This is a genomic window from Sphingomonas sp. Root241 (assembly GCF_001428865.1).
Taxonomy (GTDB): domain Bacteria; phylum Pseudomonadota; class Alphaproteobacteria; order Sphingomonadales; family Sphingomonadaceae; genus Sphingomonas.
Map to the genome: position 1 here is coordinate 901,859 of NZ_LMIV01000002.1, position 13,968 is coordinate 915,826.

General features: G+C 65.3%; 12 protein-coding genes. 4 read left to right on the forward strand and 8 right to left on the reverse strand.

Translation table 11 applies throughout. The features are described 5' to 3' along the window. The first annotated feature begins 8 nt into the window (after positions 1-8). The gene (locus ASE13_RS14905; RefSeq protein ID WP_056617943.1) at positions 9-1,031 is read left to right on the forward strand and encodes an alanine racemase; all 1,023 of its coding nucleotides are present in this window, start codon (positions 9-11) and stop codon (positions 1,029-1,031) included. Between the two features lie 89 nt (positions 1,032-1,120). Here the strand turns inward: ASE13_RS14905 and ASE13_RS14910 are convergent, their stop codons facing one another. The 3 genes from ASE13_RS14910 to ASE13_RS14920 all read right to left on the reverse strand — a co-directional run bounded on the left by ASE13_RS14910 (position 1,121) and on the right by ASE13_RS14920 (position 7,340). Beyond that, positions 1,121-4,999 carry a TonB-dependent receptor domain-containing protein gene (locus tag ASE13_RS14910; RefSeq protein WP_056617422.1) on the reverse strand — a complete coding sequence of 1,293 codons (3,879 nt, stop codon included), beginning with the start codon at positions 4,997-4,999 and terminating at the stop codon, positions 1,121-1,123. Between the two features lie 240 nt (positions 5,000-5,239). Then, positions 5,240-6,412 (reverse strand): acetyl-CoA C-acetyltransferase, encoded by a 1,173-nt coding sequence (locus tag ASE13_RS14915; RefSeq protein WP_056617425.1) that lies wholly within the window; start codon positions 6,410-6,412, stop codon positions 5,240-5,242. Between the two features lie 40 nt (positions 6,413-6,452). Beyond that, positions 6,453-7,340 carry an alpha/beta fold hydrolase gene (locus ASE13_RS14920; protein WP_235536995.1) on the reverse strand — a complete coding sequence of 296 codons (888 nt, stop codon included), beginning with the start codon at positions 7,338-7,340 and terminating at the stop codon, positions 6,453-6,455. 188 nt (positions 7,341-7,528) lie between these two features. Here ASE13_RS14920 and phaR point away from each other — a divergent pair, with 188 nt between their 5' ends. Beyond that, positions 7,529-8,107: a polyhydroxyalkanoate synthesis repressor PhaR gene (phaR, locus tag ASE13_RS14925; protein WP_056617428.1), complete on the forward strand. Its 579-nt coding sequence runs from the start codon at positions 7,529-7,531 to the stop codon at positions 8,105-8,107. A 36-nt stretch (positions 8,108-8,143) separates the two neighbouring features. Here the strand turns inward: phaR and ASE13_RS14930 are convergent, their stop codons facing one another. Further along, positions 8,144-9,205 (reverse strand): methyl-accepting chemotaxis protein, encoded by a 1,062-nt coding sequence (locus tag ASE13_RS14930; RefSeq protein ID WP_056617431.1) that lies wholly within the window; start codon positions 9,203-9,205, stop codon positions 8,144-8,146. Positions 9,206-9,271: 66 nt separating this feature from the next. Continuing rightward, positions 9,272-10,090, reverse strand: a complete 819-nt coding sequence (locus ASE13_RS14935) for a class I SAM-dependent methyltransferase (RefSeq protein ID WP_056617434.1) — start codon at positions 10,088-10,090, stop codon at positions 9,272-9,274. A 48-nt stretch (positions 10,091-10,138) separates the two neighbouring features. Here ASE13_RS14935 and ASE13_RS14940 point away from each other — a divergent pair, with 48 nt between their 5' ends. After that, positions 10,139-10,327 carry a hypothetical protein gene (locus ASE13_RS14940; RefSeq protein ID WP_056617949.1) on the forward strand — a complete coding sequence of 63 codons (189 nt, stop codon included), beginning with the start codon at positions 10,139-10,141 and terminating at the stop codon, positions 10,325-10,327. Here the strand turns inward: ASE13_RS14940 and ASE13_RS14945 are convergent. Beyond that, positions 10,324-11,466, reverse strand: coding sequence for an aspartyl protease family protein (locus ASE13_RS14945; RefSeq protein WP_056617437.1), 1,143 nt, complete (start codon positions 11,464-11,466; stop codon positions 10,324-10,326). The two genes, ASE13_RS14940 and ASE13_RS14945, sit on opposite strands and share 4 nt — an antisense overlap. 55 nt (positions 11,467-11,521) lie before the next feature. After that, positions 11,522-13,081, reverse strand: coding sequence for a CpaF family protein (locus tag ASE13_RS14950; protein ID WP_200955722.1), 1,560 nt, complete (start codon positions 13,079-13,081; stop codon positions 11,522-11,524). A 144-nt stretch (positions 13,082-13,225) separates the two neighbouring features. On the opposite strand from ASE13_RS14950, the gene ASE13_RS14955 reads away from it, so the two are divergent. Next, entirely contained in the window at positions 13,226-13,657 is a 432-nt protein-coding gene (locus ASE13_RS14955) for a DUF6265 family protein (protein ID WP_156404906.1), read from the forward strand. 4 nt (positions 13,658-13,661) lie between these two features. On the opposite strand, the gene ASE13_RS14960 is transcribed toward ASE13_RS14955, so the two are convergent. Further along, positions 13,662-13,913: an ATP synthase F1 subunit epsilon gene (locus tag ASE13_RS14960; RefSeq protein ID WP_056617443.1), complete on the reverse strand. Its 252-nt coding sequence runs from the start codon at positions 13,911-13,913 to the stop codon at positions 13,662-13,664. Between the last annotated feature and the right edge of the window lie 55 nt (positions 13,914-13,968).

Below are 13,968 nucleotides of genomic sequence, written 5' to 3' on the forward strand. Positions count from 1 at the left end.
CTGGCATGATGCATTCCCCCCTCAGGCTGAGGCTCGACGGCGATGCGCTGGTCGCGAACTGGCGGCTGCTGCGCGAGATGAGCGGCGGCGCGGCGTGCGGCGCTGCGATCAAGGCGGATGGCTATGGACTGGGCGCGCGCGAAGTCGTGCGGCGGCTGGCCGGGGCAGGGTGTCGCGACTTCTTCGTCGCGGTGTGGAGCGAAGCGCGGGCGCTCGCCGATCTGGGGGTTTCGATCTCGGTGCTGCACGGGGTGCGCGACGCCGATCTGGGGGACCGGCCGGCCAATGCGCGGCCCGTGCTCAACACGGTGGAGCAGGTACGGCGCTGGCGCGAGGCCGACGGGGGTCTGTGCGACGTGATGGTCGATACCGGCATGAACCGGCTCGGCATCGCACCCGAGGATGTCGCTAGCGGCCTGCTCGACGGACTTTCGATCGACACGCTGATGAGCCATCTCGCCTGCGCCGACGAGGATGTGCCGCTCAACGAGCAGCAGCGCGTGGCGTTCGCGTCGTGCGCCGGGCAGACGTCGGCCAGCCGCATGAGTCTGGCGAATTCGGCCGGGATCGCGCTGGGCGCCGCCTACACCTTCGACCTGACCCGCCCGGGCATCGCCCTGTACGGGGGGCGCCAGCGCGCGGGGCATGACGGCATCCGCCAAGTCGTGACGCCCGAGGCGCAGATCCTCCAGCGGCGGTGCGTGCCAGCGGGCGGGATCGTGGGATACAACGCCACCTTCACCGCGCCCGCCGACATGGAAGTGGCGGTGCTCAACCTCGGCTATGCCGACGGCTATCTGCGCTGCTTCTCGGGCAAGGGCATCGCCCGGGCGGGCGACGCGGTGCTGCCGGTGATCGGGCGGGTATCGATGGACCTGACCGCGATCGCAGTCGACGCCGCGCCCGAGCTGGCGGAGGGCGACTGGGTAGCGCTGGACTATGCGCTGCCCGAGACTTCTGCACTGAGCGGCCTGTCGCAATATGAGCTGATCACGGGGCTGGGGGATCGGTTCGACCGGGTTTGGGGCTGAGTCCGCTTTCCACCAAGTTCATTCGCCGCCGCCGGACAAAAGAGAGCCGCCCCGAAGGATGGCTCTCTCTCTTCGCGAATCTTGCCGGATCAGAACTTGGCGATCGCCGTGACCTGGAAGCGGCGGCCGATCTGGTCGTAATAGTCCTGGAATATGTAACCGAGGCCGCCGGCATAGGTGACATCGGTCAGATTGGTGCCGGAGACCTGCAAACGGAAATCCTCGGTGATATCGGCGCCGACTGCGGCATCGAAGACGTTGATCGCCGGATAGCGATTGAACGGATAGATCTCCGGCCCGGCCGGTGCACCGCTTGAGAAGATGCGGGTCGGTGCCTTGTGGTTCCAGGTGCCCACCACATAGAAATTGTCCTTCTCATACCGGGCGCTCGCCTGAATCTCCCATTTCGGCCGCGCGAACGTGCCGTCCGACCGGATGCCGTCGAGCTCGAAGTCGCCCGACGCCGCCGTTTCATATTTGATCAGGTGATACGCATTGCCCTTCAGCGAAAGCTTGCCCCAGCTGCCCAGGCTCAACGGATAGCTTGCCGAGATGTTGACTGCGCGAAGGCGGATGCTGCCCAGGTTCAGGAACGAAAGGCTGTAGCCATTGGAGATCTGGAACTGCGCGTCGCGCGTGAACGAAGCGCACAGGTTGTTGCCGGTCTGGGGAGTGGTGTTTGGATAGGTCGGGCTATCGTAACAGCTCATGATACCCTGGGCGAGCGTGGTCGGAACGATCGTGCCCTTCAGGTCGAGGCTGATATAGTCGGCCGATAAAGACAGACCGGGAAGCCAGCGGGGCGCCAGCACCCCGCCGACGGTCCAGCTCGACGCTTTTTCAGGATTCAGCCCCGGATTGCCGGCATAGGTGCCCGACAGACCTACGCCCGCCGGCGTGAAGGTTGCCAAGAAGGCATCCGCCGTTGTCGCATCACTCGCCAGTCCCCCCGCGATGACTGCCGTCCGGCAGTTCGGGCGGCGCGTCGCCGGTGCAGCCGCAGTCAGGTTGGCAGGGCTGCAATAATCGGTCGGCGTGCTGAAGACCGGCTGGCCGCCGAGGAACAACTCGGTCACCGAGGGCTGGCGGACCGACTGGGTGTAGTTGCCGCGGAACCGAATGTCGCGGAACGGCTCCCAATCGCCCTTCAGCGAATAGATCGTCTGCGCGTCGCCCTTGGACTCGGGCGAAATGAACACACCGGCGGTGTTGCGATATTTGTCCGCCGCACCGTTCTGCTTCGTCACGCGCACCGCTGGTTCGAACTCGAGCCTGCCGAGGAACGGCAGGAAGTCCGGGCCGGTGATCGGGATGCGCGCTTCGGCGCCGATCTCGAAGGTCTCGGTGTAGGCGCCGAAATTTGAGGAGGGCGCCGCGCGGCCGCGGCCGAACTGGTTGAGCAGGTTCGACGTGAAGCGTTGCTTTTCCTTGCGATATTCGCCGTTGAACGAGACTGCCAGCGCGCCGGCCGGCAGGTTGAATACGTCGCCGCCGACCGAGGCAGTGAACAGTGTCTGTTCCGACACGTTCCGGAATATCTGCTGCTGCCGGACATATGCCTTCGAGGCTTCCGACATATTGTTATAGCCGAAGGGATTGAGCGGCTGGCACGAGTCGATCATCGCCTGGGTGATGGTCGGCGTGAACAGGCTCTCGGCCAGTTCGCCCGCGGCGTTGGGTTGACGCACGATGTTGGCGGCGGTGCCAATTGGGGTGCGGCCAAGATACTGACCGGGGAACAGTTTTGCGCGGCAGACGATATTGCCATTCGCGGCCCCGCCCATGGCAAGGCCCTGATCGACTGCATCCAGTGCCAGCTGATACTCGATGTCGTTGATCTGGGTAGCGCGCGTGGTGGTCACACCCTTGCCGTACGTACCCGAAATTTCCGAATACCAATCCTTGTCGAAGATCTTGAAGTCCGACTTCAGCCCCGCGACCACGCGGAACGTCTCGTTGAAGTTCTCGAATGGATTGTTGCCAAAGATATCCTGATTCTGGCGCGTGATGATAAAAGTGGAGGTCGCGGGCGTGGCGCCGGTGATGCCGACCGAGCTCAGCACCGAGCGGTTTTGCGCGGTCAGATACGGGTTGTTGACGTTGATCATCAGCGGCGCGTTTTCGGCCGTGTTTGACTGGAAGTTCTGGCTCGGCGAATTCCGCACCGAGACATTCTTCACGCGCGCATAGGTGTTCTCGGTGAAGAAGGTAATGTCGTCGGTAAGATCGATATGGCCGATCAGGTTCGCGATGTAGCGATCCTGCTGGGTGCGCAGCACGATGTTCTCGATGCTGCGGTAGAAACCGCCATTGGATCCCTGCGCCTGGCCCAGCGTCAGCGGGCTGGTCGGCGTGACGCCGCTGGCGATATTGTACGTCCGCAGATTGCCGTTGGCCTCGAACTCGAGCGGCACCGCGACGAACGGCAGCACCTGATTGATCGGCACCATCGTCGTGCCGCCGGCTTGGCTGGTCCGCACCGAGACGAGCGTGGTGTCGGTGTTGGCGATGCGGGGAACGCCGGGCACGAAGGTCCCGATGAAGGCGTTGACGTTCACGTTTGGATTGGCGGCGAAGAACTCACGGGCGGTGAAACGGTTCGCTTGCAGCACGTTGACCGCCAGCGTCATCTGCTGCGTCGCGGTGGCACCGGCCGGCGGGGTGATCCCGAACTGCGCGAACACCTGCGCCGCCGTAACGCCGGTCGGCAGCGCAGTCGGCGCGAAGGTAGTGATCGGCACGCCCGCGGCGGCCGTCGTGCGGCCGTTCAAACCGTTGCCGGAGATATATCCGGCGCCGGGCGTCCCCTGGATGATCTGGTTGGCGGCAGTGAAGAAGCCGATGTTGGTGGTGGGGATCGTCGTGCTGGCGCCACCGGCGGTCGTCCCGGCGAGGCGTTGACCGACAGGAGCCAGGCCATTGTTGAAGGTGATGAAGTTCGTCGTGGTCGTGCCCGACGTGATCGGCGTGTACGCCGTATAGGGGTTGGTCGCCTGGATATTGAATACCGTTCCGGTGAAGCTCAGCGACTGATTGACGAAACCGGCGCCGAACAGCGAACTCGGCTGGCCGTCGTCGCTATTGCGCAGAAATGCCCCGTTGTTCGAGTTGGTGACGTCGATGATTCCTGGGGCGAAGCTCGGGTTGCGGACACTGCCGTTGAATGGATTGGTGTAGGAAGCGGTACGGGCTACGCGGAAGTCGCGCGCGTCGGCCTGCAGCCCATCATTGTGGCTGTACTCAGCCGCGATCACGATATTGCCGCGGCCGTCCATGAAATTCATGCCGTAGGTGGCACCGAGTTGATATTGGGGCGCATCGCCACGTTCGGTGACGCCACTTACACCGCGGACGGTCAGGCCCTCGAAATCGTCCTTCAGGATGATGTTGACCACGCCGGCGATGGCGTCGGCACCGTAAGCGGCGGCGCCGCCGACGGTCAGCACGTCGATTCGCGCGATCAGCGAACTCGGGATGACGTTGATGTCGACCTGTGCGCCGGTGGCATTGCCTTCGACGAACAGCGACGCGGCATTGCCCGACACGAAGCGGCGGCCGTTGAGCAGCGTCAGCGTACGCTGGGTGCCGAGATCGAGCAAGTCGACGAACGACGAACCCAGACTGGCGGTCTGGCCGCCGTTATTGCCGGTGAGCGGGCTGGCGCCCGGGCCGACCATTGGAATGTCGTTCAGCGCTTCGAGCGCATTGGTGAAGCCGCGGTTCATGATCTGCTCGGACGTGACCTGGACGCCCGGAATGTTGCCGTCCGCTTCGGGACGCGGAATGCGTGAGCCGGTGACGAGGATTTCCGTGCGTGGGCCGGTCGTTTCGTCCTGTGCTTCCTGTGTTTCCTGGATCGTGGCGGCGGGAGGCGCGCTTTCAGGGGCGGTTTGCGCGAATGCGAGCTGTGGAATCAGGAATGCGGTGCCGGCGAGCGCCGTCGCGCCCAGCAGATGCGTGAGTTTCATTGATTTGCCCCTCCGGGCGAGATGCCCGTTGACGGCAATCAGGCGTAGGCCTCGGACAGACACAAGTACGAGCTGAAATATTTCAGCTTTTTGTCTCAACTGTTGCACAAGCGTCACAGAGTGCGATATTTTATTGCATTGCAATAACCGTTCAGGAAACATTCAGATACCACCCTACCGTATTAGGGCGGCGGCTCACCTGTTATTGCGATAATATCTGAGAATCGCGCGACGAATTTGTCACCGCTCCACGCACATCGCGATACCCATGCCGCCGCCGATGCATAAAGTGGCGAGGCCCTTCTTCGCATCGCGCTTCTGCATCTCGTAGATCAAAGTGGTGAGCACGCGCGCGCCTGAGGCGCCGATCGGGTGCCCGATCGCGATCGCACCGCCATTGACGTTGACCTTGTCGGCGTCCCAGCCGAGCTCCTTGCCGACCGACAAAGCCTGCGCCGCGAAGGCCTCGTTGGCTTCGATGAGGTCGAGATCGGCGATCGTCCAGCCGGCCTTTTCCAGCGCCTTCTTTGAGGCGGGGACGGGGCCGATGCCCATGATCGAGGGATCGACGCCGACACTCGCCCAGCTCTTGATGGTGGCGAGGATCGGAGTGCCGCGCTTCTCGGCCTCGTCGCGGCTCATCATGACGAGCGCAGCGGCACCGTCGTTGAGGCCCGAGGCGTTGGCGGCGGTGACGGTGCCGTCCTTCTTGAAGGCGGGGCGCAGGCCCGACACGCTCTCCACGGTGGCACCGGCGCGGATATATTCGTCGTCCGAGACCACGGTGTCGCCCTTGCGGCCCTTGATCGTGACCGGGGCGATCTCGTCCTTGAACTTGCCCGCCGCGCGCGCCTTCTCGGCGAGGTTCTGCGAGCGGACGGCGAATGCGTCCTGCTCGCCGCGGGTGACCTGATATTGCTCGGCGAGATTCTCGGCGGTGATGCCCATGTGATAGCCATTGAACACGTCGGTCAGGCCATCCTTGATCATCGTGTCGACCAGGCTGAGATCACCCATCTTGGTGCCCGGGCGCAACGACTGGGCGTGCGTGCTCATCGACATGCTCTCTTGCCCGCCCGCGACGACGATGGTCGCGTCGCCGGTCTTGATCGCCTGGTAAGCGAGCGCGACTGCACGAAGGCCCGAGCCGCAGACCTGCTGGACGCCCCAGGCGGGGACTTCCTTGGGAACGCCGGCGGCCATCGATGCCTGGCGCGCGGGGTTCTGGCCCTGTGCGGCGGTGAGCACCTGGCCGAGGATCACTTCGCTGACTTCCTCGCCCTTCACGCCGGCCTGCTCGAGCGCGGCCTCGATCGCGACTCGGCCCAATTCGTGCGCAGGCGTCGCGGCGAAGGCGCCGAGGAAGCTGCCAACCGGAGTGCGCTTGGCGGCGGTGATGACGATGTCGGTCATGTTGGGGAAACTCCTGCGCAGCTGTCTTTGTCGTTGGCGGCTATCTAGGGTGGGCAAGCGCGGTTAGCCAGTCCGCAAGCGGCTGCCACAGCGCGTCCTTCGCGCGGCCGCCGACGATCATCCCGACATGCCCCATCGCCAGTTCGCGCACTTCGCCCATACGCGCGGCGCTGGCGGCGGGGACGATGCGATCGGTGGTCGAGACGAAGGAGAGAGTGGGGATGTCGAGCGACCCGGGATCGACGCCGCGGCCGGCGACTTGCCAGCGGCCGCTACCGGGCAGATCCGCCACGAAGAAGTCGTCGAACAGCTGGCGCCCGGCGGCGAAGCTGAGCGGGGCGCCGCCATTGGCCCAATCCTCGAGCGCGACGAAGGCGCGGGCCTCCTCGCTGTCGGGGGCGAGGCGAGCGAAGCGCTCGAACTTGGCGACCGTGCGCTTGGGATCGAGCTGCCAGAAGCCCGATTGAAGCACTTCCATTGGGACGAGACCGAGCTGCTCGCAGGTCGCATGGGCCTGATCCCACAGCGAGGAGATCGGCTCGAGCGCATCGCCATAAGCCTCGAAGCGCCACGGTGCGGCGATGGTGGCGAGGCCGGCGACCCGCGTCGCGGCGGCCGCGGCCGTCGCCATGGTGCCGCCGAGGCAATAGCCGACCAGCACTGGCGGGCGATCGAGCGTGGCGAGCAAAGGCAGGAGCAGTTCCTCGACATGCGCGGTCACGTCCTGCGCGCGATCGTCGGGCGTGGGCACGCCCCAGTCGACGAGGAGCGGGCGGACGCCTTGCCGCGCGAGCCAGCGGAGCAGCGAATTCTCGCCGAGATCAAGCACCAGCGGCGGATTGATCAGCGAGGGCACGAATACCACGGGCAGACCGCTACCGCCGTAATCGCGCAGCACCGCGCGGCCTGCGCCGGCAACCGCCGGCATCGGTTCGCGCGAGGCCGGGCGGGAGGCTTCCTGATAGGCGCGAAGACCGGCAAGTGCTGCGGCGCGTCGTTCGGGCGATGCTGCAGTTTCGCTGCGCAGCAGCGTCAGAAACAGCGGGAGCGGCCGAGGCCCTTGTTGCGATGCGGCAAAGGATGTTAGGGTATCACCATTCACGCGTGGGGGTATCCATGAAGAAGGCTGCTACGGGTTCGGGTCCGGTCATCATCAAGAAATACGCGAACCGCCGACTCTACAACACCGAGACTTCGTCCTACATCACGCTCGATCATCTCGCGGTGATGACGCGCGAGGGGCGCGACTTCAAGGTCGTCGACGCCAAGACCGACGAGGACATCACGCACAATGTGCTGACGCAGATCATCATGGAAGAGGAAGCGCGGGGCACTTCGATGCTGCCCGTCAATTTCCTCCGCCAGCTGATCTCGCTCTACGGCGATTCGATGCAGGCGATGGTGCCCGGCTATCTGGAGGCATCGATGGACAGCTTCCGGCGTAACCAGGAACAGTTCAAGTCGGCGGTCGAGGGCGCGTTCGCCAACTCGCCCTTCGCCGAGATCGCCAAGCGCAACATGGCGATGTTCGAAGCGGCGGCCGAGGCGTTCAAGCCGGGTGCGGCGGGAGTCGGGGGCGTGGCCATGCCGACGACGGCTAAGCCGGCCCCCGCGGCTGAGGGCGGCGACGATGTCGCGGCCCTCAAGGCCGAACTGGCACGGCTGCAGGACAAGATCGAGAAGCTCGGAAAGTAGACCGCCCTTGTCCCCCCTCCCTTGCAGGGAGGGGAGTCAGAGGGTTTTGCGCGTCCCCAGGCCGCCCAGCGCCGCCTGGATCTCGTCCAGGCTGATCATCTTCTGCTCGATGACGCAGCGCAGGCCCAAGCCGTCAAAGCCGTGATCGCCGCCCGCGGTGGCGAAGGCGATCGTGGTGTCGGCCCGCGCCTCGGCGCCGCGGACGGCCTTGGCCGGCAGCGGGATCGTCTCGCCGAAACGGGTGCCGGAGGAATCGGCGACGATGCGGGCCGCCTGGTCGACGATCGAAATGCGCGTGCGCGCCCATTCCTTTTCGCCGAACAGCGAGCGGTCGGAGATAATCGCCGGAATGCGCTCTTCCCAGTCGAATTCGACATAGAAGACTCCGGCGGGCCTGCCGTCGCTGTCGCGCGGGCGGATGCCGGTGACGAAGACGAGCACCGCGCGGTGATCGGACCAGGGGTTCTGCCAGACCTCGTCGGTGAACCACTGGTCGCGATTGGTGCTGGCCATCGCTTTCAGGAACTGCGGTGCGTTGGCGACATTGGTCTGCCGCACGCGCGCATCGGGATCCGAGCAGATGATGATGCGCCCGTCTCGATCGGCGACGAAGACGTTGAGATAATAAGGCGAGGTCCGGGTGAAGATCGCGAGACGCGCCTGCGCGGCGGCGAGCTTCTCGGGCGTTGGATCCAGCGTCGCGGCAACGACCTCGGCGTCCGACGCCATCACTCGCAGATCGACGCTGCGGCCGTAGAGATGACGCGTGACGTTCTGGATCAGTGCCTGGGCGAGTTCGACGAGCCGGGTCCCCTCGATCTCGCCGACCATCTCGTCGGCGATGCCCGCGCCCATGGCGAGCCGCTCACGGACTTCGGAGCGAAATTCTAGGCTGGCGTGGCGCGCCTGCTGCGCGAGTGCCTTCACTTCCTGCGCGACGACCGAGAAGCCGCGACCGGCCTCGCCGGATCGGGCGGCTTCGATCGCGGCGTTGAGCGCGAGGAGGTTGGTGCGCGCGGCGATCTGTTCGCTCGTGCTGGCGAAAGTGTCGACCTCGTCGCGAAGGACGGACAGCAGGGAGCGGATCCGGCGTGGCACGGACCCGATAGCTACGGCTTATTGGTTAAGGGAGCGTGGACTATTGCGGCAGCGCAACAAAGAAAATCAGGGCTTCCTGAACTTCAGCGTCATCCGGTCGCTCTCGCCGATCGCCGCATATTTGGCGCGATCAACGTCCTTGAGAGTGTAGCTGGGGGGGAGGGTCCAGACGCCCTTGGGCCAGTCGGCGCTGTCCTGTGGATTGGCGTTGACTTCGGACGCGGCGACGAACTTGAAGCCCGCTTGCTCGGCGAGCTGCCGGACAGTCGATACCTTGATGTAACCGCTGCTCTTCTCGCGCTCGGCGCTGGCGCTCTCGGGCAGGCGATGGTCCTCGATGCCGAGCACGCCGCCGGGCTTGAGCATCGCGAACATCTGCGCGAACGCCTCGGCCGAATAATCCTGGCCGTTCCGCTGATAGCCCATCCGCCAATTGTGGACGTTGCGGAAGGTGAGGACCATGTCGGCGCTGCCGTCGGGAACCTTGGGCTGGCCCGCGGTCCAGGGGAAAGCGGCGAGCTTCACATGGCCGAAGACCGCGGGGTTCTTCGCCTGGAGCGTCTGCACGCCCTTGCCGCCATCGGGCCAGGGCGAGACCCCGGCGTAGAGCGTGCCCTTGGCGGCAGTGAGCGGTGCGAGGATCTCGGTATACCAGCCGCCGCCCGGCCAGATCTCGACCACCGTCTGCCCCGGCTTGACTCCGAAAAAGGTCAGGGTCTCGACAGGATGGCGATATTTGTCGCGCGCGATGTTCGCCGGGGTACGGGTGGGGGCGGAGACCGCTTCCTGAATCTCGTGGCGCTGCGTCCGCGGCTCGCCCGCCGCGACGCTGGCCACCGCGATCGCAGTGGTGAGAAGGCCGAATACCGTCAGGGTCTGGCGCATGACATTTCCTTGCCTAGATGCATCGCCATGTGGGAGTTTTTCGAAACGATGCAACAACAATTATGGGGTAGTGCGGCGGTTGCCGTCATGGTCGCGCTGGCCAGTGGTTTCGGCGAGCATCGCCGGCGCCGGCGCCGCGATGTGGACCGCATCGGATTCATGCCCTGGACATTGCTCCAGGTGCTGGCGATGCTCGCCGCGGTGATCCTCGCGAGTCTCGCGCTCAACCTGCGCTAGTAGAAGTCCGCCAGCGTCAGGCTGCGTTCGGTGCCGTCGCACAGGCCGACCCGGACAACGCGGCCGGGCGTTCCGACAGTCCATTCGATCTGCCCGTCCTTGACGTCTTCGGCCACGGGGACGCCATCAGCCGAGCAGATGCGGTCGCCCGCCTTCCAGCCGCCCGCTTCAGCGGGAGAGCCGCGCATGACATGGACCACCCGCAGCGCAGCGCCGGTGAGCTCGACGAGGAGTCCACTGGTCGAGCGGGGGACCTTGGCGGCGCGCGCCTTGCCCGGCTGGAGGATCATCCGGCCCGCGCGCGGATCGAGTAGCACGCGATAGCGCAGCAACATGCCGGTTCCCAGCCGGCCAGCGGCGCCGACCGAGGCGGAGAAGCCGCCGTCGCCCTCGATCCGCAGCTCGGCCTCCATCGGCGCCATACCGGCGAGCGAGAAGGACGGGATCACGAGCGTATCGGTGACGACGGGACCGCCCATGCCCCAGCCCAGCGTCGTGGTGATGCGCGCGTCGCGAATTCCGGTCGAGGCCCAGGCGGTGCGGCTGAGCGTCAGTGATCCGCCGTCGCCGGTGTCGACGATGATCGGCCGCAACATTTTGCCGGCGATCGCGACTTCGGATTGGTAGACGCCGTTGGGGATTCGGCGCCGCAGCGGCGCGGTGGTGCCGGAGAAGGGCATCCGCCCGCTCGACAGGATGCGGAAGCGGCGGGCGTCATAGTCGATGTCGATCGCGCAGCAGCTCAATATGTCGGCGCCGACCAATATGTCCGCGCCGAAACGGATATGCCCCGCCGGGTCGGCGATGCCGACCCGGCCGTGGCTGCGGGTCAGCCCGCCGAAACGGATCGAGGCGGCATCGGCCCAGCCCACTTCCACGCCGCCCCCGATCGCCAGCGCGCGCTGGCGGCGCGCGGCGACGAGACCGGCGGCCCGCGCGAAGCGGCTGGTGACGATAGTGTCGCTGAGCCCGGTGTCGAGGATCGCCCAGCTGGTATGGCCGTTGAGCGCGATCGGAAATCGGAGCTGGTTATAGGGGGTCAGCTCGAAATCGACCCAGCGCGCCTCGGTGTCGGTATCGAGCGCGGTCGCGGCTTCCGGGGCGGTGAGCGCGACAATGGGAGCGAAGAGAGCGAGCACGGGCACAGCCTAATGCCGAAACGCCGATACGGAAATCATCGCCTTGCGACGGCTATCAGAGGCATGCCTCGAGCATCGCCTGATCGAAGCCGTATTGTCGGGCCTTGTCGAGCGTATAGGGGCGCAGGCCCATCGAGCGATATTCGCCGATGATCTTGCCGTCGGACGATTCGTCCAGATACTCGAACTTGAACAGCTCCTGGGTGACGATCACCGGGCCTTCCATGCCGATCACTTCGGTGATGTTGGTGACCCTGCGCGAGCCGTCCCGCAGGCGCTTCACCTGGACGATCAGATCGACCGAATCGGCGATCTGGCGGCTGATGGCTTCCTTGGGCATCTTGATGTCGCCCATCATCACCATGTTCTCCATGCGGCCGAGGCATTCGCGTGGGGAATTGGAGTGGAGCGTGCACATCGAGCCGTCGTGGCCGGTGTTCATCGCCGAGAGCAGGTCGAAGCATTCGGAGCCGCGGATTTCGCCGAGGATGATGCGATCCGGGCGCATACGCAGCGAGTTCTTCACCAGATCGCGGATCGTGATCTCGCCCTGGCCTTCGAGGTTGGGCGGACGCGTTTCGAGCGGCAGCCAGTGCGGCTGCTGCAGACGGAGCTCGGCGGCGTCCTCGATCGTCAGCACGCGCTCGCCCGGGTCGATCATCTTCGACAGGGCATTGAGCATCGTCGTCTTGCCCGAGCCGGTGCCGCCCGAGATGACGATGTTGAAGCGGCTGGCGCCCGCGATCTTGAGCATTGTCGCCATCTTCGTGCTCATCGAGCCGCCGTTCGCCATCATGTCGAGCGTGATCGGCTTGGCCGAGAATTTACGAATGGAGATCGCCGTGCCTCGTAGGGAGAGCGGCGGCACGATCACGTTGACGCGGCTGCCGTCCTTGAGGCGCGCGTCGGCGAGGGGCGTGGTCTGGTCGACGCGGCGGCCGACCGAGTTGCAGATGCGCTGCGCGATCTGGAACAGATGCTCCTCGTCGCGGAACTGGATGTTGGCGAGCTCGAGCTTACCCTTGCGTTCGATGAAGGTCTGCTCGGGGCCGTTGACCATGATGTCCGAGATGGCCGGATCGGAGAGCAGTTCCTCGAGGGGCCCGAGGCCGAGCAGTTCGTCGACGAGAACCTTTTCGAGCGCGAACTGCTCGCGGCGGTTGAGCGTGAGCTTCAGCTCGGCGAGCACTTCGCCGATGATCGGGCGGAATTCCTCGGCGAGTTCGTCCTTGCTCAGCGTCGCCGCCGCCTCGGGATCGACGCGCTCGAGCAGGCGCGGGAGCACCTGTTCCTTGATGCGGTGGATCGAGGCTTCGAAGCCTTCGACGCGCGAATTGCCGGCATCGCCCGATGCCGCCTGACGATCGGCGAGGCGCTGCATGGCATCGCTGTTGGCGATGCTGCCGGCCGCGGGATCACGCTCGGCCATCGGATCGGCGGCCGCGCCGGGGAGGGGAACGCTGTTGATCGGCGGGAATTGCTCACCGCCGGCGGGCATGGGATCGGAGGGACGCGGTGCGGGCCCAGGGCCTTGCATCGGGCGCGCGACGCCGAAGGCGGGTCGTCCGCCCGCTGCCCCGCCACCCATTCCGTTGCGTCGTCCGAAAGCGCTCATCGGTTAACCTGTAGTCCCCGCAATAGAGAGGGCTTAGCCGGCAAGACTTTAGAATTGCCTAACCAAAGCCTCCGGACATGCGGACGATTGCGCCGGCGCCCGGGCTATGGGAGCCTGTGGCTCCATCAAAAGCGAGGTTGCGCCATGCTACTGATACTGGCCCCGTTGCTGCTCGATGCGCAGACGCCCGATCTTGGCTGGCTGGTCGGCCATTGGTGCACCGAACCCAAGAACGGCAGGGCGACGTGCGAGACCTGGAAGCCGATGGACAAGGGCAGGATGCAGGGCGTCGGCACCACGCGCGCGGGCACCTTCGTAAAGACCAACGAGGCGATGACGATCATCGCCAATGAATCGGAGACGGTCTTTCACGCCGAGCCCGCCGGTCAGAAGCCCGCAGATTTCCCGATGCGCAAACTCGATCCGGCGGCGCGATCCGTCGTTTTCGAGGATGCCGCGCACGATTATCCGCAGCGCGTGCGCTATTGGCGTGATGGCGAGGTACTGATGGCCGAGATCTCGCTGCTCGACGGCAGCAAGGCAATGCGGTGGCGCTTCCACCGCGCCCAGGAATAGCGGCTTATTCCGCTTTTTCGGCGAGCACGGTCAACCCGCGCTCGTTGACCTCGGCGAAACCGCCTTCGATGCGGATCGTCTCGGGCGTGGTGGCGCCGTTCTTGTAGATTTCGAGATTGCCGTCGCGGATCGTCGACATCAAAGGCGCATGCCCTTCAAGCACGCCGAAATCGCCCTCGGTGCCGGGGACGACGACCATGTGCACGTCCTCGGAGCGGACGAGACGTTCGGGAGTGACGAGTTCGAAGTGCAGCATTTTCTTACCTTACTCCCTCTCTCCGCTTGCGGGGAGAGGGCGGGGGAGAGGGGGA

What these genes read in the sequence shown, in the direction of transcription:
- ASE13_RS14905 (WP_056617943.1), top strand. Translation starts at nt 9, where the DNA reads ATGCATTCCCCCCTCAGGCTGAGGCTCGACGGCGATGCGCTGGTCGCG.
- ASE13_RS14910 (WP_056617422.1), bottom strand. Translation starts at nt 4,999, where the DNA reads ATGAAACTCACGCATCTGCTGGGCGCGACGGCGCTCGCCGGCACCGCA.
- ASE13_RS14915 (WP_056617425.1), bottom strand. Translation starts at nt 6,412, where the DNA reads ATGACCGACATCGTCATCACCGCCGCCAAGCGCACTCCGGTTGGCAGC.
- ASE13_RS14920 (WP_235536995.1), bottom strand. Translation starts at nt 7,340, where the DNA reads ATGCCGGCGGTTGCCGGCGCAGGCCGCGCGGTGCTGCGCGATTACGGC.
- phaR (WP_056617428.1), top strand. Translation starts at nt 7,529, where the DNA reads ATGAAGAAGGCTGCTACGGGTTCGGGTCCGGTCATCATCAAGAAATAC.
- ASE13_RS14935 (WP_056617434.1), bottom strand. Translation starts at nt 10,090, where the DNA reads ATGCGCCAGACCCTGACGGTATTCGGCCTTCTCACCACTGCGATCGCG.
- ASE13_RS14940 (WP_056617949.1), top strand. Translation starts at nt 10,139, where the DNA reads ATGCAACAACAATTATGGGGTAGTGCGGCGGTTGCCGTCATGGTCGCG.
- ASE13_RS14950 (WP_200955722.1), bottom strand. Translation starts at nt 13,081, where the DNA reads ATGAGCGCTTTCGGACGACGCAACGGAATGGGTGGCGGGGCAGCGGGC.
- ASE13_RS14955 (WP_156404906.1), top strand. Translation starts at nt 13,226, where the DNA reads ATGCTACTGATACTGGCCCCGTTGCTGCTCGATGCGCAGACGCCCGAT.
- ASE13_RS14960 (WP_056617443.1), bottom strand. Translation starts at nt 13,913, where the DNA reads ATGCTGCACTTCGAACTCGTCACTCCCGAACGTCTCGTCCGCTCCGAG.